The sequence below is a fragment of the Streptococcus mitis genome, from assembly GCF_002096815.1.
Classification (GTDB): domain Bacteria; phylum Bacillota; class Bacilli; order Lactobacillales; family Streptococcaceae; genus Streptococcus; species Streptococcus mitis_AD.
The window spans coordinates 69,610-94,041 of sequence record NZ_NCVJ01000018.1 but is presented as its reverse complement, the minus strand read 5'-3'; the positions used below and the strand labels follow the sequence as shown (position 1 = coordinate 94,041).

General features: G+C 40.0%; 14 protein-coding genes. 1 reads left to right on the top strand and 13 read right to left on the bottom strand.

All coding sequences use genetic code 11. The annotated features are described in order from the left end of the window. Nucleotides 1-518 precede the first annotated feature (518 nt). Nucleotides 519-1,682 carry a tyrosine-type recombinase/integrase gene (locus tag B7696_RS03410; RefSeq protein WP_084862151.1) on the top strand — a complete coding sequence of 388 codons (1,164 nt, stop codon included), beginning with the start codon at nt 519-521 and terminating at the stop codon, nt 1,680-1,682. Between the two features lie 156 nt (nt 1,683-1,838). On the opposite strand, the gene rpsD is transcribed toward B7696_RS03410, so the two are convergent. The 13 genes from rpsD to B7696_RS03345 all read right to left on the bottom strand — a co-directional run bounded on the left by rpsD (nt 1,839) and on the right by B7696_RS03345 (nt 24,376). Beyond that, on the bottom strand, nt 1,839-2,450 hold the full coding sequence (gene rpsD / locus B7696_RS03405) for a 30S ribosomal protein S4 (RefSeq protein WP_000092756.1): 612 nt from the start codon (nt 2,448-2,450) through the stop codon (nt 1,839-1,841). A 194-nt stretch (nt 2,451-2,644) separates the two neighbouring features. After that, nucleotides 2,645-3,697, bottom strand: coding sequence for a HAMP domain-containing sensor histidine kinase (locus B7696_RS03400; RefSeq protein WP_084862149.1), 1,053 nt, complete (start codon nt 3,695-3,697; stop codon nt 2,645-2,647). Then, the gene (locus B7696_RS03395) at nt 3,694-4,392 is read right to left on the bottom strand and encodes a response regulator transcription factor (RefSeq protein ID WP_084862147.1); all 699 of its coding nucleotides are present in this window, start codon (nt 4,390-4,392) and stop codon (nt 3,694-3,696) included. Before B7696_RS03395 ends, B7696_RS03400 begins: the two co-directional genes overlap by 4 nt. Nucleotides 4,393-4,515: 123 nt before the next feature. Continuing rightward, nucleotides 4,516-6,630, bottom strand: a complete 2,115-nt coding sequence (locus B7696_RS03390; RefSeq protein WP_084862146.1) for an SSURE domain-containing protein — start codon at nt 6,628-6,630, stop codon at nt 4,516-4,518. Between the two features lie 115 nt (nt 6,631-6,745). After that, nucleotides 6,746-7,762, bottom strand: coding sequence for a glycosyltransferase family 2 protein (locus tag B7696_RS03385; RefSeq protein WP_084862145.1), 1,017 nt, complete (start codon nt 7,760-7,762; stop codon nt 6,746-6,748). Between the two features lie 137 nt (nt 7,763-7,899). Next, nucleotides 7,900-8,565: a potassium channel family protein gene (locus B7696_RS03380; protein WP_084862144.1), complete on the bottom strand. Its 666-nt coding sequence runs from the start codon at nt 8,563-8,565 to the stop codon at nt 7,900-7,902. Nucleotides 8,566-8,578: 13 nt separating this feature from the next. Next, nucleotides 8,579-9,955, bottom strand: a complete 1,377-nt coding sequence (locus B7696_RS03375; protein WP_084862143.1) for a TrkH family potassium uptake protein — start codon at nt 9,953-9,955, stop codon at nt 8,579-8,581. Nucleotides 9,956-9,988: 33 nt separating this feature from the next. After that, a complete protein-coding gene (locus B7696_RS03370) occupies nt 9,989-10,753 on the bottom strand; it encodes a nucleoside phosphorylase (protein WP_084862142.1) in 765 nt (254 codons plus the stop codon). A gap of 301 nt (nt 10,754-11,054) precedes the next feature. Beyond that, nucleotides 11,055-11,993 (bottom strand): ATP-grasp domain-containing protein, encoded by a 939-nt coding sequence (locus B7696_RS03365; RefSeq protein WP_070842785.1) that lies wholly within the window; start codon nt 11,991-11,993, stop codon nt 11,055-11,057. A 14-nt stretch (nt 11,994-12,007) separates the two neighbouring features. Then, nucleotides 12,008-13,258: a dicarboxylate/amino acid:cation symporter gene (locus tag B7696_RS03360; protein ID WP_084862141.1), complete on the bottom strand. Its 1,251-nt coding sequence runs from the start codon at nt 13,256-13,258 to the stop codon at nt 12,008-12,010. Nucleotides 13,259-13,641: 383 nt separating this feature from the next. Then, nucleotides 13,642-14,199, bottom strand: a complete 558-nt coding sequence (locus B7696_RS03355) for a sugar O-acetyltransferase (RefSeq protein ID WP_049487759.1) — start codon at nt 14,197-14,199, stop codon at nt 13,642-13,644. A 95-nt stretch (nt 14,200-14,294) separates the two neighbouring features. Then, on the bottom strand, nt 14,295-15,152 hold the full coding sequence (locus B7696_RS03350) for a VOC family protein (RefSeq protein ID WP_084862138.1): 858 nt from the start codon (nt 15,150-15,152) through the stop codon (nt 14,295-14,297). A gap of 263 nt (nt 15,153-15,415) precedes the next feature. After that, nucleotides 15,416-24,376, bottom strand: a complete 8,961-nt coding sequence (locus B7696_RS03345) for a Rib/alpha-like domain-containing protein (protein WP_084862136.1) — start codon at nt 24,374-24,376, stop codon at nt 15,416-15,418. Nucleotides 24,377-24,432: the final 56 nt, after the last annotated feature.

Below are 24,432 nucleotides of genomic sequence, written 5' to 3'. Positions count from 1 at the left end.
CTTGTCTGATAATGCCTAAATTAAACTCTTGAAATATCGGGGCTTATATGTTAGAATGATTTTAATGGATAAGGTTCATTAGAACACCAAAGCCCCTAACTATTGCAGTAGTTAAGGGCTTTTTTGACGTATCTTAGAGATTTAACGGGTGTTTATAGGCTAGTCACTCGGTCTACTTCTTACCATCTAGCCATTTGCAAACGAAATATAGGATAATTCCTGCTATGACGTCTGCCATAATAGTAAGAACGAGCTCTGGGATAAGGTTCATTAGTTTCACCTCCTCTCACGAATCGTAAGGAACGTAATCGGTAACCGATGACAAAAACATTATATCAAAAACACTCACCACAAACAAGCCTATATAAGCCCCATATCCGCCTTGTTTATCACTCTGGTATTATTTGCCGTCTGACTGCTTAAAAGCGAAAATAGGGGCATTCTCGTAGCCCATCGCATGGTATAAACTCAAAACTTAACCTATCCGCTTGCCTGCTGATGGAAAGAGGAGTAAAACCATGAAGATTACAGAATACAAAAAGAAAAACGGAACTATCGTATATCGCTCAAGCGTGTATCTTGGAGTTGATAAACTTACAGGGAAAAAGGCTAGAACTACAGTTACGGCCAAAACAAAAACAGGCGTTAAAATCAAAGCTAGAGAGGCCATTAATGCTTTTGCAAACAATGGATATAGTGTTAAGGAAAAACCAACCATTACTACTTATAAGGAACTAGTCGCTCTATGGTGGGAGAGTTACAAGAATACAATCAAGCCAAACTCTCAGCAATCCATGGAGGGGATTGTGAGGCTTCATATTTTGCCCGTATTCGGCGATTACAAGTTAGATAAACTTACTACTCCAATTATTCAGCAACAGGTCAACAAGTGGGCTGACAAGGCCAATAAAGGCGAAAAAGGGGCATATGCAAACTATAGCTTCCTGAACAATATAAACCGCCGTATTCTCCAGTATGGAGTTACAATGCAAGCGATCCAGCATAACCCAGCTAGGGATGTCATTATCCCACGTAAGCAACAAAATAAGAAGCATAAGGTAAAGTTTTTCAGCAATCAGGAACTAAAACAGTTTTTAGAATACTTAGATAACCTAGACTTGTCTAGCTATGAAAATCTCTTTGACTACGTGCTTTATAAAACATTGCTGGCTAGTGGTTGCCGTATCGGTGAGGCTTTGGCTCTTGAGTGGTCTGATATTGATCTAAAAAAAGGCATTATCAGCATTTCTAAGACTCTGAATAGATACCAAGAAACAAATACACCTAAGTCTAAAGCAGGTCTAAGAGAGATTGATATAGACAAGGATACAGTTTCACTACTCAAGCAATATAAAAAACGTCAACAAGTCCAGTCATGGCAATTAGGACGGTCTGAGGGGATTGTTTTCACTCCATTCACTACAAAATACGCCTATGCTTGCCTACTAAGAAAGAGACTACAAGGCCACTTTAAAAATGCTGGCGTTCCTGATATTAGTTTCCACGGTTTCCGTCACACTCACGCTACAATCATGCTATACGCTGGTATAGAGTCCAAAGACTTGCAATACAGATTAGGTCACTCTAATATCTCTATGACTTTAAACACTTATGTCCATGCTACCAAAGAGGGAGCAAAAAAAGCCGTCTCAATCTTTGAATCGGCTATCAGCAATCTATAAATAATAAGGGTGTCCCATTTTGGGGCTACCCTCTTACTATACCTAAAATTGGTTAAGGGTAACTAAAAGGGTAGTAAAAACAAAAAAAGCACTAAGGGAAAACGCCCCAAAGTGCTTAATATCAAGGCTTTACAGCCTATCTTATTCAATAAAATATTACAACATTTTGTTGTAGAATTCAACGACAAGTGCTTCGTTGATTTCTGGGTTGATTTCGTCGCGTTCTGGCAAGCGAGTCAATGAACCTTCCAATTTTTCAGCGTCGAATGATACGAATGCTGGACGTCCAAGAGTAGCTTCTACTGCTTCAAGGATAGCTGGAACTTTCAATGATTTTTCACGAACTGAGATCACTTGACCTGGAGTTACGCGGTATGATGGGATATCAACGCGTTTTCCGTCAACAAGGATGTGACCGTGGTTTACGAATTGACGAGCTTGACGACGAGTAGTCGCAAGACCAAGACGGTAAACAACGTTATCCAAACGACGTTCCAAAAGAAGCATGAAGTTGAAACCTAGGATTCCGCCTTTGATTTTTGTAGCTTGTACGAACAAGTTACGGAATTGTTTTTCACCTACACCGTAAGTGAAACGAAGTTTTTGTTTTTCAGCCAATTGCAAACCGTATTCTGACAATTTAGAACGGTTGTTTGGTCCGTGTTGTCCTGGTACGTAGTTACGACGTGCCAATTCTTTACCTGTACCTGTAAGTGAAAGGCCAAGGCGACGAGCTTGTTTCCAAGATGGTCCTGTATAACGTGACATGTGAATGTCCTCCTGATATAAATAATATTTCGGTGGAAATAGTCACTTAGAAAGCCCTGATTCGTGCAGATGCCCTTCGCCTAAACAGCCAAGGTTACTTATCATAAGACACCTGTTGACGAGCTTCATGCTTTCCTGCTGATATTTCACACAAAATCCATTTTACCATGAATGGCTAGATTTGTAAAGGGGTTTTAAGCTTTATTTTCATCGCCAAAGAGATTGAGAAGGAGGGTAAAGGTGCTTCCGATGCCGTACTGGCTGGTAACTGTGATTTCTCCACCCAATTGATGGGCCAATTCACGCGCAATCGCAAGTCCTAAGCCATGACCACCTGTTTTCATATTACGCGAAGTTTCGACACGATAAAGGCGTTTGAAAATATTCTCCAAATCCTCTGGAGCAATGCCCTGTCCCTCATCGGTCACACTGATTGAAAGCTGATTATTCTCCACCTTAGCCACCACTTCCAGTTTGGTTCCTGGTGCTGAGTATTTAAAAGCGTTATTGACCAGATTCACCAAGATACGAGAAAGTTTGGCATAATCTCCTTCAATCCGGGCAGACTCTGGGATTACCTGCAAATGGACATCTCGCTCCTCCTGCTCAATCAAGAACTGAAATTCACTCATACACTCAATCAAGAGCTGGTCCAGAAAAATGCTGTCTTTGCTGGTCGTTTCCACCTGATTTTTAACCGTATTTAGAGTCAAGAAATTCAACTCCTCAACCAATTTATTGAGTCTTTCCGTCTGGCGCCCAATGGTTGCTAGATAATGGTCCTGTTCTCCTTCCTTGATAACCCCATCCAAAATCCCTTCTACCGTCGCTTGGATTGAAGTGATGGGGGTCTTGATATCATGCGACAACTGGGCAATCATCAAGCCCTTTTCTCGCTCGCTTTCTTCCAAGGAATCAAAGGTGGCCTGCAAATCATGGGACATTTCATTAAAAGCTTGCCCTAATTGCTGAAATTCTACAGGTCCTTGAACCTCCAGATTTGAAGGAAAATCCTTGTCCGCTACCCGCTTGGCATGTTCCTTGAGCTTGCCCAATGAAGTAAAGACCGGCGACAGGAGAAAGAGACTAATCCCAGCACCGACAAGGCTGGCAACGATGGTCATTCCAAGCAGAAAGTAAATCTCGCTTTTCTCAATCAGCATTTTTTGAACAGCCCAAAAAACCACGATAATCGTTAGGAGTGTTGAAATGATATACCCCACTAAAATATAACTTTTTAATTTCATTGACTACCTCGTGCTTTCTCAATTTTGTAGCCCAAGCCCCAGACGGTTTTGATGGTGGGTGTTTCTGCACTGGCATGTTTAGCCAACTCCTGTCGAAGAGCATGAATATGAACATTCAAGGTATTGGTATCATCCACATAGTCTTCTTGCCAGACCTTTTCATAGAGGTCTGTTTTAGAGAAAACGCGCTCTGGATTGCTAGCTAAAAGCCATAGAAGTTCGAAGGATTTTACTGTCAAATCAAGCGCCACATCTCCGACTTGGACCTCATGACTACCGTGATTCATCCGTAAATCCCCGAGACTGACGACTTCTGACTCACCTCCACGATGAAGGCGACGCAAGATATTGTGGACACGCAAAACCAGTTCACGAGGGCTAAAGGGCTTGGCAATAAAGTCATCTGCTCCTAAGCTCAGACCATAAATCTTGTCCTGCTCACTGGTCTTAGCCGTGATAAAGAGAAAAGGCTGATCTGGAGATTGATACTGGACCTCGCTAATCAAATCATAACCATCCATCCGAGGCATCATGATATCTGTAATAATCAAATCAATTGGTTTTCGCTTGAAGATTTCTAAGGCCTCTACCCCATCATGGGCCACCAAAACCTGATACCCTGCCTGAACCAGATAGCGTTGATGAATATCTGTGATTTCTACCTCGTCGTCAACGAGTAAAATTGTCTTTCCCATCTGTCTCTCCTTTGAAAAAAACAGTGCTATACCACAATAGTATAACACTATTTTAATCTCTTTACGAACATTCTAAACGATATCTGGATTTTTCATATCCTAGATAGAAAGTCTGTAGCTAGACTAGTCATTTTCCTCTTTTTTAGCTTTCAAGCCGAGTCCACCTAGCAGGCCGGCCAAGGCTAATCCAAAGAATCCAAGAGTAGCCATTGATGTTTGGGCTTCACCAGTATATGGAAGCATGTCTTTTTGGTCTTTCATTTGAGCAGCCATCATTGGACTTGACACCTTGTTAGTAGATGCCATCTTGCCTTCATCAGGCATTTTACTTGAGGTTACCATAGGCTGGCTAGCATTCATGGTTTTGTCCTGCTCTTTGTTAGGCATCATCTTATCTTGGCTAACAGCTGGCATTTTAGATTTCATATCATTGAGGGACTTATACCCATTCAAGTTCACTGTCAAATCCTTAGTCGCTACGAGATTGCTCAAATCTGCCTTGCCATCTTTAGCACCGTAAACTTTGATGGTAGCTTTATAGCTTTGAGTGCCGTTTTGTTTCAACAAATCAAGAAGCTCTTTATCTGATTTGCCTTGAGTTCCTGCCAAATCTACTTCGTAGAAGTAGAGGCCTTTGCCCAATTTTTCTACTGGTGGAAGGGCTGGATTTTTGGCTGAGCCGTTGTCTGACCATGGGGCCTTGTCAGAAGCTTTCAAAATCAGACGAGTCAACATGCCGTCACCAGCGAAGAATTCATATGGAATAACTTGATTGACACCGGCTGTGAACGGACCTGGGAAGTTAGCCTTATCCAAGTAAGAAGCCGGAACATCTACTGTGTCTTTAGTATTGTCAGCCACGCCTTTTTGCACTTCAGCTGGGGTAGTCAAACCATTCAAATTGACATCCAAATCTTTTGTCGCTACGAGGTTAGTCAAATCAGCCTTGCCATCTTTAGCACCGTAAACTTTGATGGTAGCTTTATAGCTTTGAGTACCATTTTGTTTCAATAAATCAAGAAGCTCTTTATCTGATTTGCCTTGGGTACCTGCCAAGTCTACTTCGTAGAAGTAGAGGCCTTTGCCCAATTTTTCTACTGGTGGAAGGGCTGGATTTTTAGCCGAACCGTTGTCTGACCATGGAGCCTTGTCAGAAGCTTTCAAGATAAGACGAGTTAACATACCGTCACCGGCGAAGAACTCGTAAGGAATAACTTGGTTAACACCAGCTGTGAATGGGCCTGGGAAATTGGCTTTGTCCAAGTAAGAGGCTGGAACATCCACTGTGTCTTTAGTATTGTCAGCTACGCCTTTTTGGACTTCAGCTGGGGTGGTCAAGCCATTCAAGTTGACATTCAAATCTTTAGTCGCTACGAGATTGCTCAAATCAGCCTTGCCGTCTTTGGCACCGTATACCTTGATAGTAGCTTTATAACTTTGAGTGCCGTTTTGTTTCAAGAGGTCAAGCAAATCTTTGTCTGATTTACCTTGAGTTCCTGCCAAATCTACTTCGTAGAAGTAGAGACCTTTGCCCAATTTTTCTACTGGTGGAAGAGCTGGATTTTTAGCTGAACCATTGTCTGACCATGGAGCCTTGTCGGATGCTTTCAAGATAAGGCGAGTCAACATACCGTCACCGGCGAAGAACTCGTAAGGAATAACTTGGTTAACACCAGCTGTGAATGGGCCTGGGAAGTTGGCTTTATCCAAATAAGTGGCTGGAACATCCACTGTGTCTTTAGTGTTGTCGGCCACGCCTTTTTGGACTTCAGCTGGAGTAGTTGCTGGTTGCGCTTCATTTGCTTCACGGTCTTGTCCAGAAACTGTAGGCGCAGGATTTGTCGCAGATTTAACCGCTTCCTCTGTTTCTTTCTTAGATTCTGGTTTTGCTTGCACTTCTTCTTTTGGCGCTACCACTTGGTCTTTATCAGCTACATTCACTTTTTCTGGAGAGCTTGTAGCATCCAAGCTTGCTTTAGGTGTTGAGTCTACCTGTTCTGAAGGAAGAGCTGTATCGACTGCTTCTTTGAGAAGTTCTGCTGGTAAGTCGCTCTTTTCACTCACCGAAGTCGCGTCTGGCACAACTTGAGCAGGGGTTGGATTGACCACATCGGCACGTACAGAACTTGGCTGACCAACTAGGACAAAAAAGCCACTTGCCACAACAACTGAGGCAACACCGACACTAAGACGGCGAATAGACCAACGTGTATATCTTTGATTTGGATTGAATTTCATAGGATTCTCCTTAGAGTTTTTCTTTATTTGATGACTCTAGTATAATCTCCTAAAATTAAAAAGGATTAAGAAAAAGTTAAAATTTTTCTTAAATCCCTCTTATAAAATACTTATATTAATTAAATCCATAAACAGATTTGGTGATTTGATAGACGACATTAGAAAGTTTGCGAGCTGGTAAGACTGAATGTTTGGTCAAACGGCTGAGCATGGTCTTGCGAATGGCCTGAAAGACCTCTGGATTTTCCTGCTGAATATAGGTCCATAGCTCCCGTTTTTTGGCAAGATGCTCTGCTGTGCCTGCTCGGTTGAGTAGGGCACTGGAAATCACCGTCGTGATTTCAATATGATTCAGCAAATATTCTCGCATTTTTGGATGACTCACTTGGGACAAATCAAGCTGATCTACCAAGAGACGATTGACCTTGAGTTGCTGGTCAATGCGCTTAATCATCACTTGCTCATTGACAGACTGGTCCTCACGCCCAATCAAATAACGATAGAAATCGACAGGCAGATAGTACATGGTCTTGACCTGCTGAAGGGGGGTAAAGACGAAGAGATTATCGACATAAAAGGTATGCTCAGGTAGTTGGAACTGGCTCGCTCGCAACAAGTCTGTCCGATAAATCAGCGAGTGCATCATGATATACTGGCCTTTTGAGAAATTTCCGACCTGATCCCAGCCAAAAATCTGCTGGACAGGCAAGACGGACTCGTAACTCATACTCTTCTTACGAGACTGACCTTCCTTTTCATATACAAAATTAGTCACAAAGGCATCAACTTCCTGCCCCTCACTCTCTAGTTCCTGCAAGGTTTCAAGAATTTTCAAGTAGGCACGAGGATCCACCCAGTCATCACTATCCACTACTTTAAAATAGCGTCCAGAAGCCTCCGCCAAGCCACGATTGACCGCACCGCCATGGCCCTTATTTTCCTGATAGATGGCTCTAACGATGTTAGGATACTTGCTGGCTAAACGCTCAGCGATTTCCTGAGTCTGGTCCTGAGATCCGTCATTGATAGTCAAAATCTCAACTTGCTCACCACCAATCACTAGCGATTCCACACAGTAATGAAGATAGGCAGCGGCATTATAGCTGGGGATGGCGATAGACAATAACTTCATAATCTACTCCTTTAGGGGACTAATTTCTTCTTTCTATTCTACCATAAAGTCCAGTTTTTGAAGGACTTTTACTAGAATACAAGAGTTGCTATCTCTATTTGCTATTTTGGACATCAAAAAAGAGGGGATCACCCTCCTTACGAATTTAATTCTGCCAAGTCATCTAGATACTGATTGTTAATGACCGCCAAGATATAGGCATCTGCTTTCAAGAGGTCATTAGGACCAAACTGGACATCCAGTGGTGAATTTTCTTGTTCACGAAATCCTAGGACATTGAGATTATATTTGCCACGTAAATCTAGCTGGCTCAGGCTTTGACCTGCCCAGACACTCGGAATTTTCATCTCTACGATAGACACATTTTTATCCAGCTGAAAGACATCAACATTGTTATGAAAGAGAATGGTCTGCGCTAGAGACTGCCCCATTTCATACTCAGGTGAAATCACCGAGTCAGCACCGATTTTTTCTAGCACCTTCTTAGCTGTCTGGCTTTTGACCTTGGCAATAACCCTTGGTACCCCTAGACTCTTACAATGCATGACTGCAAGCACACTCGACTCTAGATTTTCCCCTGTTGCCACTACAACCGTATCACAGGTATCAATTCCTGCAGTTCTGAGGAGTTCCTCATCTGTAATATCGCCAACAACTCCACACGCCAAAACTGGCTCAAATTGATTGATGCGCTCGGCGTGGTCGTCAATGGCAATGATATTCATATCTTGCTTGGCAAGGGCCATCAGGACACTACTCCCGAAAATCCCCAAACCTAAAATTCCAATCGTACGATCTGACATCGTTCTTCCTTTCTTACCCAATACTAATATCTGCTTTCATATACTGAATCAAATCTTTCTTATCTGGCTGGTAATCCGCTAGACTAACCAGCAAGGTCAAGGGACCGATACGGCCAATAAACATGAGCACCATGACAATACTGAGAGCTAGCTTGCCCAATTCTGGTGTCAGATTTGCCGTTACCCCAACTGTCGCAAGAGCTGAAATGGTCTCAAACATGAGGTAGATAAATCGCGGTGTTCCTTCTGCTGTAATTCCCAACAACACCAAGCCCAACAAGAAGGTCATCAAAAAGATAATGAAGACACTAAAGGATTTTTGGACTGTTCGAGCCTCAATAGTTCTCTGCGCAACATTGGCATGAGGTAAACCCAGCAATTCACTACGCGCAAAGACCAATAAGACAAAGAAAGTCGTAATCTTGAGCCCCCCAGCCGTCCCTCCAGGCGCCCCTCCGAGAAACATCTGTAAGATATAGATAAACAAGGTCACAGGCCGAGCTTGGGTGTAATCAATAGAAGCAAAACCAGCCGTTCTCATGCTGACGGTTTGGAAAAAGCTAACAAGCACTTTCTCTGGAACACTGAGATTGCCAATCGTTCCTGGATTGTGCCACTCCGTAAAGAGTGTGGATACTGTCCCAAACAGCAAGATCCCTGCAGTCAAGAAGAGGACTAGTTTGGTGTGGAAACGCAGACGGCGTTTTTTCTTGTCAAACTGGGTTGCCAAGTCAAACCAGACCATAAAGCCGAGACCACCCGTGATAATCAAGCCAGCAATGACTAGATTGATTAAGGGATCCGTCTGAAAAGCCACTAAACTACTACTGCCGAAATTATCAAAACCAGCATTACAAAAGGCTGAAATGGCTAAAAAGATAGAGGTAAAAATGCCTCGCCCCCAGCCGAACTCAGGAATAAAACGGAAACTAAGAAGAAAAGCTCCCAAACCCTCTACCAGAAAAGTCGTCAAAAAGATAGACCGCATAAAGGCCTTCAGCGACCGAGTCTCCCCGTAACTAAAGCTTTCCTGAATAGTTTCACGACTGCGAAGACTGAGCTTTTGCTTCCCCTGAATATAAAAGACCCCGATAAAAGTCATGAGACCTAAGCCACCAATCTGTATCAAGAGCATACAAATCAACTGCCCCCAGACATTATAGGTAGTAGCTACCGGTTGCGTAGAAAGGCCGGTTACACAGACCATAGACACCGTCGTAAAAAGATGGTCAAAATAAGTGGCCTGCGAACCACTTGCCTGAACAAAAGGCAAACTCAAAAGAAGAGAGCCTATAAAAATAACTCCAGCGAAACTTAAAAAAATCCGACGAGCTGGTGAAAGTCCACCCAAGGCTCTTTCAATTTTTTTCACAAATAATTTGAATAACATACATCCATTGTACCATAAAAAGTAGGAGAGTAGCTATATCTGAAAGGCTATCTCAAGGCAGAGTTCCAAGGCCTTCTCAAAAGCTTCTGAACCCCAGTCACGACTATCGTACTGGTCCAAGTCTGCTAAGGAATCAGCTGTGAACAACAATTCTCCCCAGAGAACCCCACGCAGTTGGGCTACTGCCGCAAGCGCAGAACACTCCATCTCCACAACAGCACAGCCTTCTTCCTTGCGATAAGCCACCTTTTCATCCGTTTCTCGGTAAAAACCATCTGTCGTCCAGGTCATAACTTCTTCATAAGAAATCCCTCTGGCATCCAAAACTTGCTCAATAGCAGCAATAGCCTCTGGCTGAATTTCCATATAACGAGAAGGTGCCACATAGTGATAACTAGCTCCTTCATCTCGCAGAGCGCGCACAGGGACTAAAAAGGCATTTTCTTCTGTATCAGCCAGCACACCACAGGTTCCAGTGGAAATAATCTGCTCCACACCATAGCCAATCAACCAATCCATAAACTGGGCTGCTGGAGCTGAACCGACAGGAGCCTGAGCCAAACAGACCTCCTCGCCTTTGTAGCTCATGACATAGACTGGATAGGTCTTGGTGACAGAAACGAATTCACCGACACAGTCCGCCCCTACTCCCCTCGCATAGCAGTCAATCTCCTCACCTAAAAAAGCATAGACACACTTCTTGGGCAAGTGCAAATCCAGCCCCTCGTGATTAGGCATGATAACCGCATGAGGATTATCATCAAACTCTAAAACAGGAATCGCATGTTTCTGAATCATAACCCACCTCCTCTGATTTTGTACTATTGTATCAAAAGCTGACCGAGTGTCAAGGAGGAAGCTGAGGAACTGAGTAGAAAAAATCTCAGTATTCTTGGAATTCTCGACACTAAGTGATTTTATAAATCATAAGGAATTAGAGTAAACATTACAAACGTAGCCCCTCTGTAATTAATCTTCAGAGGGGACGTTATATATTAGTAGTTGTTGATGATAACTGTTACCTTGAAAGAAAAGTATTTATGTCGCACTCTATCTGGAAGTTGTTATCAAATTTTTAAAAGATTAACTTCCAAGATGATCATTCACTATAAAGAGCTTCTAACTCCCTCTTTAAATATTCAGCTAGATGTTGATGAGCAAAGATGTCAGCATTCTGTTCCGCTGTAGGATTATAGTTTGTATTGGTATTTACATCATACACATAAATATCTCCGCTTTCTGATTGAACCCATTCTATAGCTGCCACATCAATATGAGCATTTTTAAGGAAGGCTTCATAAGCTTCTTTTTGAGATTCTGGTAGAGGTTCTGTAATTTGGAATTTTTCAGAAGTTTCCAGTTGTTCTGGTCTCTTACCGATTTGACAACCATCTGCTGGACAAAGTTGGAAACCATCTGAAGAATCAATTGAAACAGTATAAAGGAACTTCTGATTGATAAACTCTGAACGGCGGATACGACCATCACTTGGTTTAATATAAGCCTGCAACAAGGTAATACCATCTACTGAAGGTTCAAAAGCAGAACTATTAACATAAGCTTCTAGTTCTTCTTCATTTTGGAAAAGTTGCACTCCTAATCCCTTTCCTGCTCTATTATGCTTGGTAATCAAAGGATAGATATTCAATTTTCTTGCTGCTTCAATGATATTTTCTGGGCCCAAAACAGCAACTGTTGCTGGAGTCTCGATACCAGATTCATTTAATTTCAAATATTGTTTCACCTTACTGATTTCTAGATTGATGGCTCCCGTTCCATTAACTACTTTACGTCCATGAGCCTCTAGCCACGTAAGCACCTGCTCCGTAAACTCTGGTGCATAGCGATGCCCTCTCGTATGAGAAGATGCGGACATCCTATTATAAAAAATTCCTTGTGGAGGTGGGCTTTGAAGATCTAATATCCCGCTCGATAGATCCCATAATTCATAAGGTACTTGTATTTTTTCTAACCATTTTACTAAATGCTGTGTCCATTCAATATTTTCATGAATCACATAAACTTTTGCGTTACTCATAACTCCTATCTCCTTTAAGAAAAGTTAACTGACAATTGATGTTGCTTGTCTTCCTCTAAACTATAACCTTCTGTTTTTTCAATGACACTGACTGTTAAGATTTGACCTAAAACATTGATCATTGTACGGCCAGCATTCACAAAGAAATCAACTGCAAAAATCAAGGCTACTCCTTCTACTGGCAATCCAAGCTGGGGTGCTGCTGCCAACAAAACTACGATAGCTCCTGATGGAACAGTCGCTGCAGTTTTCCCAATTAAGGTCAAAAGTAAAACTGTAAATAAGAGACTTGATAATGAAAATTGGATACCGTAAGCATGTGCGATAAAAATAGTGGCTACTGAAAAATAGACAGCTGCTCCTTCTAGATTAAAGGTATATCCTAAAGGGACAACCAAATCAATCGTATTCTCATCATGTCCCTGTTTTTTTAAATCCTTTAATAGGGACGGTAACACAACACTCGAACTACCTGAAACAAATGCTAGAGTCAAGAGGCTCCAATTTTCACGAAAAGCAGTCAAATAGGGAACTTTAAAGATAGAGGCAATCAGAGGGAAAATAACTAAAATGAGAACTCCATAGGCCAAATAAGTTCCGATAACAAATTGACCAAGTCCAACTAACTTATCAATCCCTGTACTAGCGACATCTTTTGCAATAAAGCCAAAGATTCCGACAGGAGATAATTTTACAATAACAGTTATAATTTTATAAATAGCTTCAATCCAGATCTGGAAACCTTCAAGAATTTTTTGGGTTTTATCATTCTTCAAGCTACCAATTCCATAACCAAGAAATATAGCAAAAACAATAATTGGAAGAAGAGAGCCTTCTGAAATTGACTTCACAATATTTGAGGGAATAAAACCAAGTAAAAACTCACTCAATTGGACATTATTAGCTATCCCGTCGATATTAGCTCCAGTTTGACCAATATTCACACCTTGACCAAATCCCAAATAGTAACTAGAGAATACAAATAACAAAGTGATTGTAGTTGTAACAGCGAAAAAGTAGAGTAAGGTCTTCGTTAAAATTTTACCAAACGATTTTTTTCCAATGACACTAGCCACTGCAACTACTATAATTGGGAATATTAGTGGAATAATGACCATGTTCACCAATTTAATAAATGCTTGTCCTAGAAATTGATAAAAACCTGCAAATTGTGGCCAGATTACTGCAAAAATAACACCTAAAATCAAAGCTAGCAATAATTGCAAACCAAGTGAAAGTTTTGACCATAAATTAACTAATTTCATAAAATAACCCCTTTGCTTTTATTTGCTAATTATTCTACTACGAATCTTCTAGCTTGACTAATATATATTTTCTATTATGACCATAAAAAAGATTTATAACAATATCTCAAAGTGTCGTCATATCTATTTCGCTATCCATTATGAATTTTTTATGTTAGAAAAACACCACCATCTAAACTACTCAACTGGATGGAGCAATTCCATAATGATCAAGAAGAGTGACTTCAAGTATCAAATCTACAAAAATAGGCTGAGTAAAAAGTCTTTGAAATCAGAAAAACGCATAATATCAGGTAATGAACAACCTTGATATTATGCGTTTTATTGTTGAAAGATTTACTTCATTTTTCTTGAAATTAAGTTTTTCCCAGCCTCCTCTACTTCTATTTAACAGGTATCTCCTTAATCACGCGCGCAGGATTGCCAGCTAGGACAACATTATCACCAAAAGATTTGGTAATTACTGCCCCTGCTCCTGCAACGACATTATTGCCCAGTATCACTCCAGGAAGGACAATGACACCTCCTCCAGCCCAGAAATTATCTCCGATAGTAATAGGCTTGCCGTATTCCACACCTGAATTACGTTCCTGCGGGTCCAATGGATGGAGGGGAGTCAAGAACTGACAGTTGGGACCAATCATAGCATTGTCCCCGATGCGAATCGGACAAACATCCAGCATGGTCAAGTTCCAATTAGAATAAAAGTTTTCCCCTAGATGGATATTGACCCCATAATCGACCACCAGGCGTGGATTGACATAAAGATTTTGCCCGGTTGACCCAAACCAATCCTTGATGATTTCGACTCCCTTCAAGGGATCTTCTTCCTTGTTAAAGGCAGACTGTTTTTGGCGAGAAGCCTGAGCCAAGGCTCGCAATTCTGGATCCGATGGACGGTAAACCTCTCCTGCTATCATTTTCTGGTATTCACTGGTCACTGTTTTCTTCTCCTTGTTCCCTACTATCATATCAAAATTTCTACGTATCTTACTAGAATAGGGAGCACTTTCTACAATTGATCCTCTGATTGTCATCACATCCTGTCTAAACGAATACGGGTCACGATTCCGTCTGGGTCTGTGATTCCCAACTGGCTCGATGTCAGCCATTTGATTGGTGCATCAACTTCTTGTGCTCGCTGGGCAATCGTTAACAGTTCTTCTTTACTAGCAACCTCAATAACATAATGGGCCAAACCTGGCAAGTCTTGCTTACGCGGAGCCAGATTTTTTCCTCCCCATTCGTTGACTGCCAAATGATGATGATAGTCCCCAGCTGCAATCCAACTAGCGCTAGTCACACTAAATTTATCCTCTAGTCCTAACACCTTTTGATAAAACTGGCTGGACTTTCGACTATCCTTGACGGAAAGATGGATATGGCCCATTCTCGTACCTTCTGCTAGGATAAAGGGCTCTACTCTTTCCCCCAACTCATAGATATCCTGCGCTGCAAGGGCCTCTGTCACCCCGATAATGCGTCCATCTTCTCGAATATCCCATGTAGAAACTGGTTTATCTCGATAGAGCTCGATGCCATTCCCCTCCAAATCTTCCAAGTAAAGGGCCTCACTGTAACCGTGATCTGCACCGCCAACAAGAGGAATCTGTAAATCTGTCAGGTGTTTCAATACATCAGCCAAAGCCTTTCGTGTCGGCAAGAGAATAGCCAGATGGTAAAGGCCATAATGTTCCCTTACTTCTCCACTCTCTTGAGCTTGAATCAGCTGTACCAAGGCTTTTCCACCCAGGCCTAGAACTACCTCTGTCTCAGTTTTAGATAAGATTTCTAAACCAATAACTTGCTGATAAAAGGCTGTTTGACTTGCCAAATCCTTTACATTTAAAACTGCCTCTGCCAAATAAATGTGGCTCTTGTATTCATAGGTCATAAATAGTCCTCTTTTCTGTTGTAATATTTTTTGTTACAACTATTATATCATTCCCATCAAGAAAGTCAAGTCAGACAACTTATAGATCATGATTCTGTAATCTTGTCTATATGGGATTAGAACGAGAAAATCTACAGAGAATTGACAATAAAACCACCGAAAATTTTTAACCAATGCTATGATAACTCTCATCTCAATCCCAAAAAGAAAAGGAGCGGATATGATATCCTACTCCTTATTCTTATCAGAAAATCTAATTAGAATTAGTCTTCTTTTTTCTTGCGAGCAACAAGTCCAAATCCACTCAAGACACCTAAAAGTCCAAGTGCTGCTAAGCTAGAGTCGGCTTCTGTACCTGTGTTAGGCAATTCTTTTTGAACTTCAACATTTTTAGGTGTTGCTGGTTGAGAAGCTGGTTGGTTTGGAGTTGATGGTTCAACATGCTTAGGTATGACTGTTACTGGGACTTCTACCTCTACGATTTCTCCTGATGGTAGTTTCACTTTTACTTTAACACTTGGTTTTTGTCCTGCCGTATCAGTTGCTGGAATTTCTCCAACTTCTACGATTTCAGCACCTTTTGGTAACTCAATATGTTTCTTAACATCATCTTTGCCAATTGGAGTTCCAACCTCTACTACGATTGGGGTAGTTTTAACTGTTTCTCTTGGAGCTGGAGTCGCCTTTGGTGTGACTGTTACTGGGACTTCTACTACAATAACTTTGCCACTTGGTAATTCAACCGTTACCTTAACTGGATCTTTCTTACCTGGTGTTGTCAAGTCTGGAATGTTTTCAACATTTGTGACCTTGCCACCTTCTGGAATCTTAATTCCTTTAGTGTAATCCTCTGGTGTTAATGGAGTTTTCGTAACTGGAGTTTCAATTTCCTTAACTGGAGTTACATTAACTGGGACTTCTACTGTAATCACTTTTCCATTTGGTAATTCAACCGTTACCTTAACTGGATCCTTCTTACCTGGTGTTGTCAAGTCTGGAATGTTTTCAACATTTGTGACCTTGCCACCTTCTGGAATCTTAATTCCTTTAGTGTAATCCTCTGGTGTTAATGGAGTTTTCGTAACTGGAGTTTCAATCTCTTTAACAGGCGTTACATTAACTGGGACTTCTACTGTAATCACTTTGCCACTTGGTAATTCAACCGTTACCTTAACTGGATCCTTCTTACCTGGAGTTGTCAAGTCTGGAATGTTTTCAACATTTGTGACCTTGCCACCTTCTGGAATCTTGATGCCTTTTGTGTAATCCTCTGGTGTTAATGGGGTCTTAGTTACTGGAGTTTCAATTTCCTTAACAGGTGTTACATTAACCGGAACTTCTACTGTAATCACTTTTCCATTTGGTAATTCAATCGTTACCTTAACTGGATCTTTCTTACCTGGTGTTGTCAAGTCTGGAATGTTTTCAACATTTGTGACCTTGCCACCTTCTGGAATCTTAATTCCTTTAGTGTAATCCTCTGGCGTTAATGGGGTAGAGGTGACTGGTGTCTCAATCTCTTTAACAGGTGTTACATTAACTGGAACTTCTACTGTAATCACTTTTCCATTTGGTAATTCCACAGTTACTTTGACTGGATCCTTCTTACCTGGTGTTGTCAAGTCTGGAATGTTTTCAACATTTGTGACTTTGCCACCTTCTGGAATCTTAATTCCTTTAGTGTAATCCTCTGGTGTTAATGGGGTAGAGGTGACTGGTGTCTCAATCTCTTTAACAGGTGTTACAGTTACTGGAACCTCTACTGTGACTACTTTACCATTTGGTAATTCAACTGTGACTTTAACTGGATCTTTCTTACCTGGTGTTGTCAAGTCTGGAATGTTTTCAACATTTGTGACCTTGCCACCTTCTGGAATCTTAATTCCTTTAGTGTAATCCTCTGGCGTTAATGGGGTAGAGGTGACTGGTGTCTCAATCTCTTTAACAGGTGTTACAGTTACTGGAACTTCTACTGTAATCACTTTTCCATTTGGTAATTCAACCGTTACCTTAACTGGATCTTTCTTACCTGGTGTTGTCAAGTCTGGAATGTTTTCAACATTTGTGACCTTGCCACCTTCTGGAATCTTGATGCCTTTTGTGTAATCCTCTGGTGTTAATGGGGTAGGTGTGACTGGTGTCTCTATTGAGACTGGAACAACTTCTACTACGTTAACAGGTACAGGTACCTCTTTAGTCGCAACTACTTTACCATCTTTCACATACTCTACCACTACTGTCGCTGGGATTTGTACACCAACTGTTGCTGTAGGTGGTACTGTTCCTGTTTTAACTTCTGTAACTGTTACAGTAACTCCTGATGGAAGCCCCTTCACGTTATTAGCTGCTTTTTCAGCCTGTTCTTTAATAGCTTTTTCTAGTTCTTGCTTATCACTATCTTTAAGAACTGTTACACCTTCTGGGGTTACTTTTGGTAATACTGTCACTGGGACTTTTACTGTCTCTTCACCATTTGCATACTTAACTTTAGTTGGTACTGTTACATCGGTTGCTCCAACTTTATCCTTTGTATCTGGTAAATCAGCTTCTGTTGGATCTTGTACTGTTCCACCTTGTCCTGGTGTTACTGCATCTTTTACTTTAGCTATTTCAGGTTTGTCGCCTTCAACAACGTATACTTGATCAGCATTTGAACCAACGACATTTACAGTAATTTCTGCATCTTTTGTATACTTAACGCCATCTACTGTATAGGTTACTGGGACTTTTACAGTTCCTTTGTTTGTTCCTGCTTCCGATGTAATGGTTGCAAGCACTTCTTCTGTAATCGCTCCAACTTCTACATCTTTGGCACCATCTGGTAATTTAGCTTTGAAATCTGCTGAGTTTGCTACTTCTTCCGCTTTAGCTTTAGCTACTTCTTTAACTTTATCTGTAGTTTCACCTTTTGGTACTGTTACTTCACCTTTAGCAACTGGCAATACTGTCACTGGAACTTTCACTTGTTCTGGATCTTTAATTCCGTCGTAAGTTACAGGGACCGTTACTTCTTTCTTACCTGTTGTTTTTGTTAGATCTTCTGGAATTACAGGATTACCTTTAGTTCCATTAGCTCCTGGTGTTACTGCATCTTGAACAGTTTTAGCTTCTACTGTATCACCTTCAAAGACTACCAATGATTTTGATGTTGAACCAACTACTGTTACAGGAACTTCTACTTCTTTAGTACCAATAACGTTTCCTTTTTCATCAGTATATTCAATAACAACTGTTGCAGGTTTTGGTTTACCTGTTTCAGTCACTTCAGCTGTTGTTGGTGTAGTTCCTGATTTAACTTCTTTAACTTTTACTGTCACACCTTCAGGAAGTTTATCTTTTGGTAATGCTGCAACTACTTCTTCAGCTTTAGCTTTAACTGCATCTTCTAAATTTTCGCTACCTTTAAGAACTGTTAAACCTTCTGGTTTCACTAATGGTAATACTTTCACAACTGCAGGTACTTCTACAAGTTTGTCTTCACCATTCTTAGCAACTACTGTTACCTTCTTGTCTCCAGGTGTTGTTGTATCAACTGGTTCTTTATACTCAAAGGTTGTTCCTTCTGGGTATTGCTCAGGGTTAATACTTTCACTTGCATCTGGTTGTGGTTTGGCAGGGTCTTCAAATACATATTGTGTCTCAGGGCTTACTACCACTACTTTAGCTGGTACTTCTACTAAAGTATCTCCATCCAATTTCGCTACAACGACTACATCTTTTTCACCCGCTGTTGTTGTATCAACCGGTTCTTTATACTCAAAGGTTGTTCCCTCTGGATATTCTTCTGGAGTGATACTTGATTTAGCATCTGGTTGTGGTTTGGATTTATCAGCTACAACAAATTGTGGAGTGCTATCAACTACACGAACAGTTGCAGGTACTTCTACAAGTACTTTATCCCCCTGTTTAACCACTACAGTTACTTTCTTATCTCCAGGTGTTGTTGTATCAACTTCTTCTTTGTACTCATATGTAGCATCATCTGGATAGTCTGCTGGGTCAATATTATCTTCTGGAGACGGTTGTTTCTTGTCTGCACTTACTGGAACAATTTGAGGATAGCCTGCAACAACTTTAATCGGTACATTAACAGTTTCTTCACGTTTATTATCCCCTGAACCGTATGTCACTGTCACAGGAGCTGTTAATGTGTCATCCCCAACTTTATCAGTTGTATCAGGAAGTTTAGTTTCATCTACTGTTTTCTTATTTCCTTTAGTAGTAACAGCATCTTTTAATTTTTCTAAAGATGGTTTATCTCCTTCTACTACATAAACAGGTTTTGCAGTTGAAACTTGTGGTTTCACTTTAATTGTAAACTCTTGATCTATTTCTTTCTTAGTATCAAACGTTGGATCCTGATCAAATGGATTATCTACAACATCATATCCCATAGATTTCAAAACATCAACACGTGCTTGAACTTTTTCTTCTGGAATTTTATCTCCTGATTTACCAGCAAGATCATCAATATTATATTTCGTATCTAATGGTGTTTCAACACCTTTATCATCTACAGAAACGAATTTAACTTTTGCTTTTTGATCATCTTTGTCATAGGTAATCTTGATATTTGCTTTTGGATCCGTAATTTTTGGTAGTTTATAACCTTGTTCTGGATTTGCAGGATTAACTGGTTCTAATGGTGTTCCATTTCCATCTTTTGGAGTATATCCATCTTTATGAGGAATAATTTGTGTAACTTCACCAGTCTTGGTTGGATCATTTGGATCGTTAGGGAATGGAATCGGATCTCCATCCTTACCAGTGGTTGGATCAACAGGAATCCAGCTTCCAATCTTCGTATAAGTAACTTTATCCGTTTCATCAGGGATTACTTTTGTATCTTTTGCAGGGGTTGCAGCTTCTTTAGCTGGAATTTCTTTTTTATCAGCAATATATCCTGGTAGAACATCTACTCCAACTTTATCCCATGTTTTATTTGGACTTTCCCAATCTGTATAGCTTACTTCTTTTGTGACAAGATTAACGGTTGCTTTTCTTGTGAATGGCACCGTTTGAACAGTATCATCCTTAGCTTTTTCTTCAGCTGCTGTATCTGAATCTTTCTTCACATAAGAAATCACACGTTTAGCGGTCGTATTCAAGTCAGATTCAGCCAAGCCTTCAGGCCATTTAAGTTCTGGGGTATCCCCATTTGGGTCTACTGGGCTGTCTTTTTCATGTGGTGTTGATGAAGGTACTTCAATAATTCTAGGTTTAACCACAATTTTAAATGTTTGAGAAGGTGCTGATGAACCATCTGTTGGGTTAATATCTTCCTTGTCATCAAATGTTGGGTGATGATTATCCTGAGTATGATAGTCATCATTTTCTACTTCATAACCTTGGTTCTTAAGTTCTTTGATTTTGTTGTCAATATCTGTATTTGCTGGTAATTCTGAACCAGATTTACCTGTTAAATCAAAGCTAGAAACCACTTCATTTGCGGCTCCATCGACTTTCTTCTCAATCACTACTTTAGCTGTTTGAGTAGAAGGTGTATACGTAATTGGTGATTCCCCAAATTTATCCGTTGGTGTAAATCCATCTGGAACTTTATAGCCTTGAGTTGGATCATTTGGATTTTTCGGTGTTAATTCTTGTCCATTATATACTGGAGTATAACCTGGAACATATGGAATCGTTACAGTACTAAAGTCACCTGGAACTGTTGGATCATTTGGGTTATTTGGATAAGAAATCTTATCTGGTGCTCCTTGTGGTTTCTTACCTGCTGGATAGTTTGGTACAAATGAGCCAATTTCTTTATAAAGAACTTTCTTCACTTCAGAAGTTGCTGTTCCATTTTGTGCTGGCTTAGGAGCATCTTTTTCTGGAACAAGTTTATCCGCATTATCCACTAATAAATAATTATTAATAACTGGAGATTCAACTGAGTTATACTTACCATTAGTACCATCTGCTTTAGCATCAGTTAGTTTATCCGCTTCATTGTAAACTTCCCAATCAGAGTAAGTTACTTCTTTTGTCTCAGGATTAACTGTTGCTGTACGTTTGTAAGTTACTTTTTGCACCTTTTCAGCATATAAAGGAGTAGCATTATCTTTGTTTGCATCTTCTTCTTTTAGATACTTAATTGTACGTGTAACTTCTTTAACTAAGTCCTCACGAGTAACTCCTGCTGGATATTTACCTAGATTTTCATCTCCTTCTTTTACAGGTGTATCTGCTGTTTTTGGAGATACTGGAGCTGTTGTGCTTGGATTTGTTGGATCAGTTGTTACTGTTGGATCTACTTTAATTAAGTCTAAGACATGAACAGTGACATTTGTTTCTGTTGATTTCTTACCTTCACTATCAGTTGATTGAACTTTTACAGTGTAGTCTCCAACTTTAGTTGTATCTAGGTTACCTGCATCACTTACTGCGATTGTTGGTTTAGTAGAATCAACACCATCACGATCATCTTCTAAGTCAGTTGCAGATGGTTTAGCTTTTTCTAGAACTTTATCATTATTCCATTTATCAGCTTCTTTAGTTTTATAAACGTATAAGTCTTTTTTCTCAACTGCTACTGTTGGAGCTTCGTTTAGAACATTAGCGTAAGCTGGATCTGATTCGTTACCTGCTTTGTCAAGCACAGTAACTTTGATACGTTTGTCCGGATTTGTTGTCTCATTCGCTTCCGTTAAATCTGTACCTGCTGGAACTGGAACAACTAATTTACCATCACGTACTTCAACTTTTGTTGCACCATTATACCAACCATCTGCTTTCTTCGTTAAAGTAATTGGTGTTTTAGTATTTGGTAAAGTAACTTTCAATGAAGTTAATCCACCAATTGCACGTTCAATATTTTTTACTTCTGTATCAGCATTTCTATTTGTTCCATTATTTTGATCATTGTCAGCGATATCTTGTTTTTCTCTAGGTACATCTGTTAAATTAGGATCTTTTTCTGTTGGTACAGAAATTAATAATTCTGTAGGTTGATTTTTATCAGTTTTTTCGCCATTAATACTATCTGTATGGACTGGTTCTACTGTAGGAGCAACAGGTTTAACAGTATCAATATAAATTGTTTTATTGTAATAATAATCAGGATTATCTGTATTTCCTAGTGCATTAAATGTATTTCTATATGGACTATTTGCATTTACAACACCTGTATTTTCTAATACTCTATTTCCTTGTAAATCTGTAAATCCTTCTTTAATTTCTGCAGTTACCTTAAAAGTAGCTGTCCCTTTGAAATTTTTTGCCGTTGTGAAATCAATACCGAATGTTCTTGTCCCATTCTTTGCTGGATCTGAATCCCCTGCATTGAATTTCAATCTAAGCGTTCTTGTAGCTTCATCATACGATACGACTTGGAAAGGACCAGGCCAATTCCATTCATTTGCTTTTTTTAGAGAATCTTTTAATTCGACACCTTCAGGAATTTTAATTGTGTATTCATAAGCACCGTACGTTGGTAACCCACCAACGTTTTTCACAGTAACTCTTAATTGACCGGATTCTTTGTCTTTATAGAGAGTGTCTTCTCCATAAGAGGATGTAGCATTATTACGAACAACATCTGTTGTCATTTCTAATGCAGCACCAACAGCTAAGTTGACCCCACCTACAAAATATCCATCTTCAATTTCTGTTTTACCATTTACTGGATAGGTCTTTTTAAATGCTGGTCCATCCTCTAGTGCCTTAATTGTTATTTTAATTTTTTTAGTCGTATTTGGAGTATTAATAATCGTTCTCCAGAATCCGAAACCATTACCATTCCCTCCATCACCATACGGAGTTGAAACGTGTGTTGTTTCACTATTATTATTCGCATCTTTCAGTGTTGTTAAAACTTCACCTGTGTCTGCATCTGTAACGGTAATTTCTACTTTTTCACCAGTACCAGCAGTACCCATATTCCCATATGCACCACCCGTTAATGCACTAAGATATAATCTAGAATTCGGATTGACATTAAATTCTTTCGAAATTTGTGTACCTTTTTTATTTAACTGAATATAATAGCCTTTACCGACAGCAGAATGTTCTGCATTATTTAAAGGAATACCAGGTACACTTGAGTAGTTGACACCATTTGCATAGTTTTGATTAGCTTTATTAGGCGCTAAAGGATTGTCTGGAGTAGGAGTATCGTTATACTGTCTATCAATACTTCCATTATTATCGTAAACTTTAGATGGTTTTGGTTCAAATCCAGCAGGTCTATCAGCCGCAACTTCTGTTGGAGCTTCAGGTTTGATAGCTGTTACATAATTATTTGTCCCTTCTATCTTCCAACCATCAATTTCATTTTCTATTCGTTTTTCTTTCCAATTGTAAGTAATTTTCCCTAACTTCACTGGGGCTGGATTTGGACTACTAGCATTATTTCTTGAATATTGATTTTCAACAGTTGCGGATTTTGTTTCAACATCTGGGGTATTGAAATCAATATCCCCAAATTGATTTTTCAAACTTGAAATAACGTTATCTACTGGGTTAGCTCCTACCCCCCTCTTATTATTACTTGTAGGACCTTCCGCTGCTTGTTCCCCTACACCAGTAGGAGTCGCTCTAAACCCACTTTCCCCTTTACCAGGAATTGCTTTTCCGTTTCGTGGATCTTGGTTTTTATTTGTTTTTTCTACTTTAGCTTCTGTTTCTGATTTATCTTCTACAGCAGGAGACACTTTTGGCATGCTCTCAATTACAAAAGCCTTTTCTCCTAATCTTGCAACAGTTTTATCTACCTCTGCCTGAGTTGCTTTATCATTTGCTGATAAAGCTTGAGCTTCTAATAGTGCTGCCTTTGCATCCTCAATAGTTTTTGATGTTTTATTACTAATTTCAACTTTATCGATAGCTGATTGAATACGTGAAATCGCTTCTGATAACTTACTAAAGTCTACCTTTGCAATATTTTCTGGTGCTACCCTATCTTCATTAACTAAAGCTTCAGCTGAAGTTACTACTGGTTTAGAAACTGGATCTTTAGAAGGAATTTCTTTTCCCTTAGCATCAGAGCTCGCAACATTCTCTTCATGATTTAGGTTTTCTTGAGATGGCGATGACTGTTGATTAGACAAATTTGAGCTCGTTCTTGCATCGTTTCCTTGAATAGTATCAGCTTTTGCAGTGGCTCCACCTCCAAACATCATAAGCGCTGCAATCGCTACTGATGCTGCACCGAAACTATACTTTCGGATTGAAAATCGTTGAACTTTTTGTCCATGATATTTTTTTATTCGTGAGTACATTACTACTCCTTTTCTTATATTTTTATTTACACCAAGAAAAGTCAGTAAAATCCTTA

Excerpts from the sequence above, each read along its gene's own strand:
- B7696_RS03370 (WP_084862142.1), bottom strand. The coding sequence starts at position 10,753 with ATGATTCAGAAACATGCGATTCCTGTTTTAGAGTTTGATGATAATCCT.
- B7696_RS03410 (WP_084862151.1), top strand. The coding sequence starts at position 519 with ATGAAGATTACAGAATACAAAAAGAAAAACGGAACTATCGTATATCGC.
- B7696_RS03345 (WP_084862136.1), bottom strand. The coding sequence starts at position 24,376 with ATGTACTCACGAATAAAAAAATATCATGGACAAAAAGTTCAACGATTT.
- B7696_RS03390 (WP_084862146.1), bottom strand. The coding sequence starts at position 6,630 with ATGAAATTCAATCCAAATCAAAGATATACACGTTGGTCTATTCGCCGT.
- B7696_RS03350 (WP_084862138.1), bottom strand. The coding sequence starts at position 15,152 with ATGACCTATGAATACAAGAGCCACATTTATTTGGCAGAGGCAGTTTTA.
- rpsD (WP_000092756.1), bottom strand. The coding sequence starts at position 2,450 with ATGTCACGTTATACAGGACCATCTTGGAAACAAGCTCGTCGCCTTGGC.
- B7696_RS03400 (WP_084862149.1), bottom strand. The coding sequence starts at position 3,697 with ATGAAATTAAAAAGTTATATTTTAGTGGGGTATATCATTTCAACACTC.
- B7696_RS03380 (WP_084862144.1), bottom strand. The coding sequence starts at position 8,565 with ATGTCAGATCGTACGATTGGAATTTTAGGTTTGGGGATTTTCGGGAGT.
- B7696_RS03360 (WP_084862141.1), bottom strand. The coding sequence starts at position 13,258 with ATGAAATTAGTTAATTTATGGTCAAAACTTTCACTTGGTTTGCAATTA.
- B7696_RS03375 (WP_084862143.1), bottom strand. The coding sequence starts at position 9,955 with ATGTTATTCAAATTATTTGTGAAAAAAATTGAAAGAGCCTTGGGTGGA.
- B7696_RS03395 (WP_084862147.1), bottom strand. The coding sequence starts at position 4,392 with ATGGGAAAGACAATTTTACTCGTTGACGACGAGGTAGAAATCACAGAT.
- B7696_RS03385 (WP_084862145.1), bottom strand. The coding sequence starts at position 7,762 with ATGAAGTTATTGTCTATCGCCATCCCCAGCTATAATGCCGCTGCCTAT.
- B7696_RS03365 (WP_070842785.1), bottom strand. The coding sequence starts at position 11,993 with ATGAGTAACGCAAAAGTTTATGTGATTCATGAAAATATTGAATGGACA.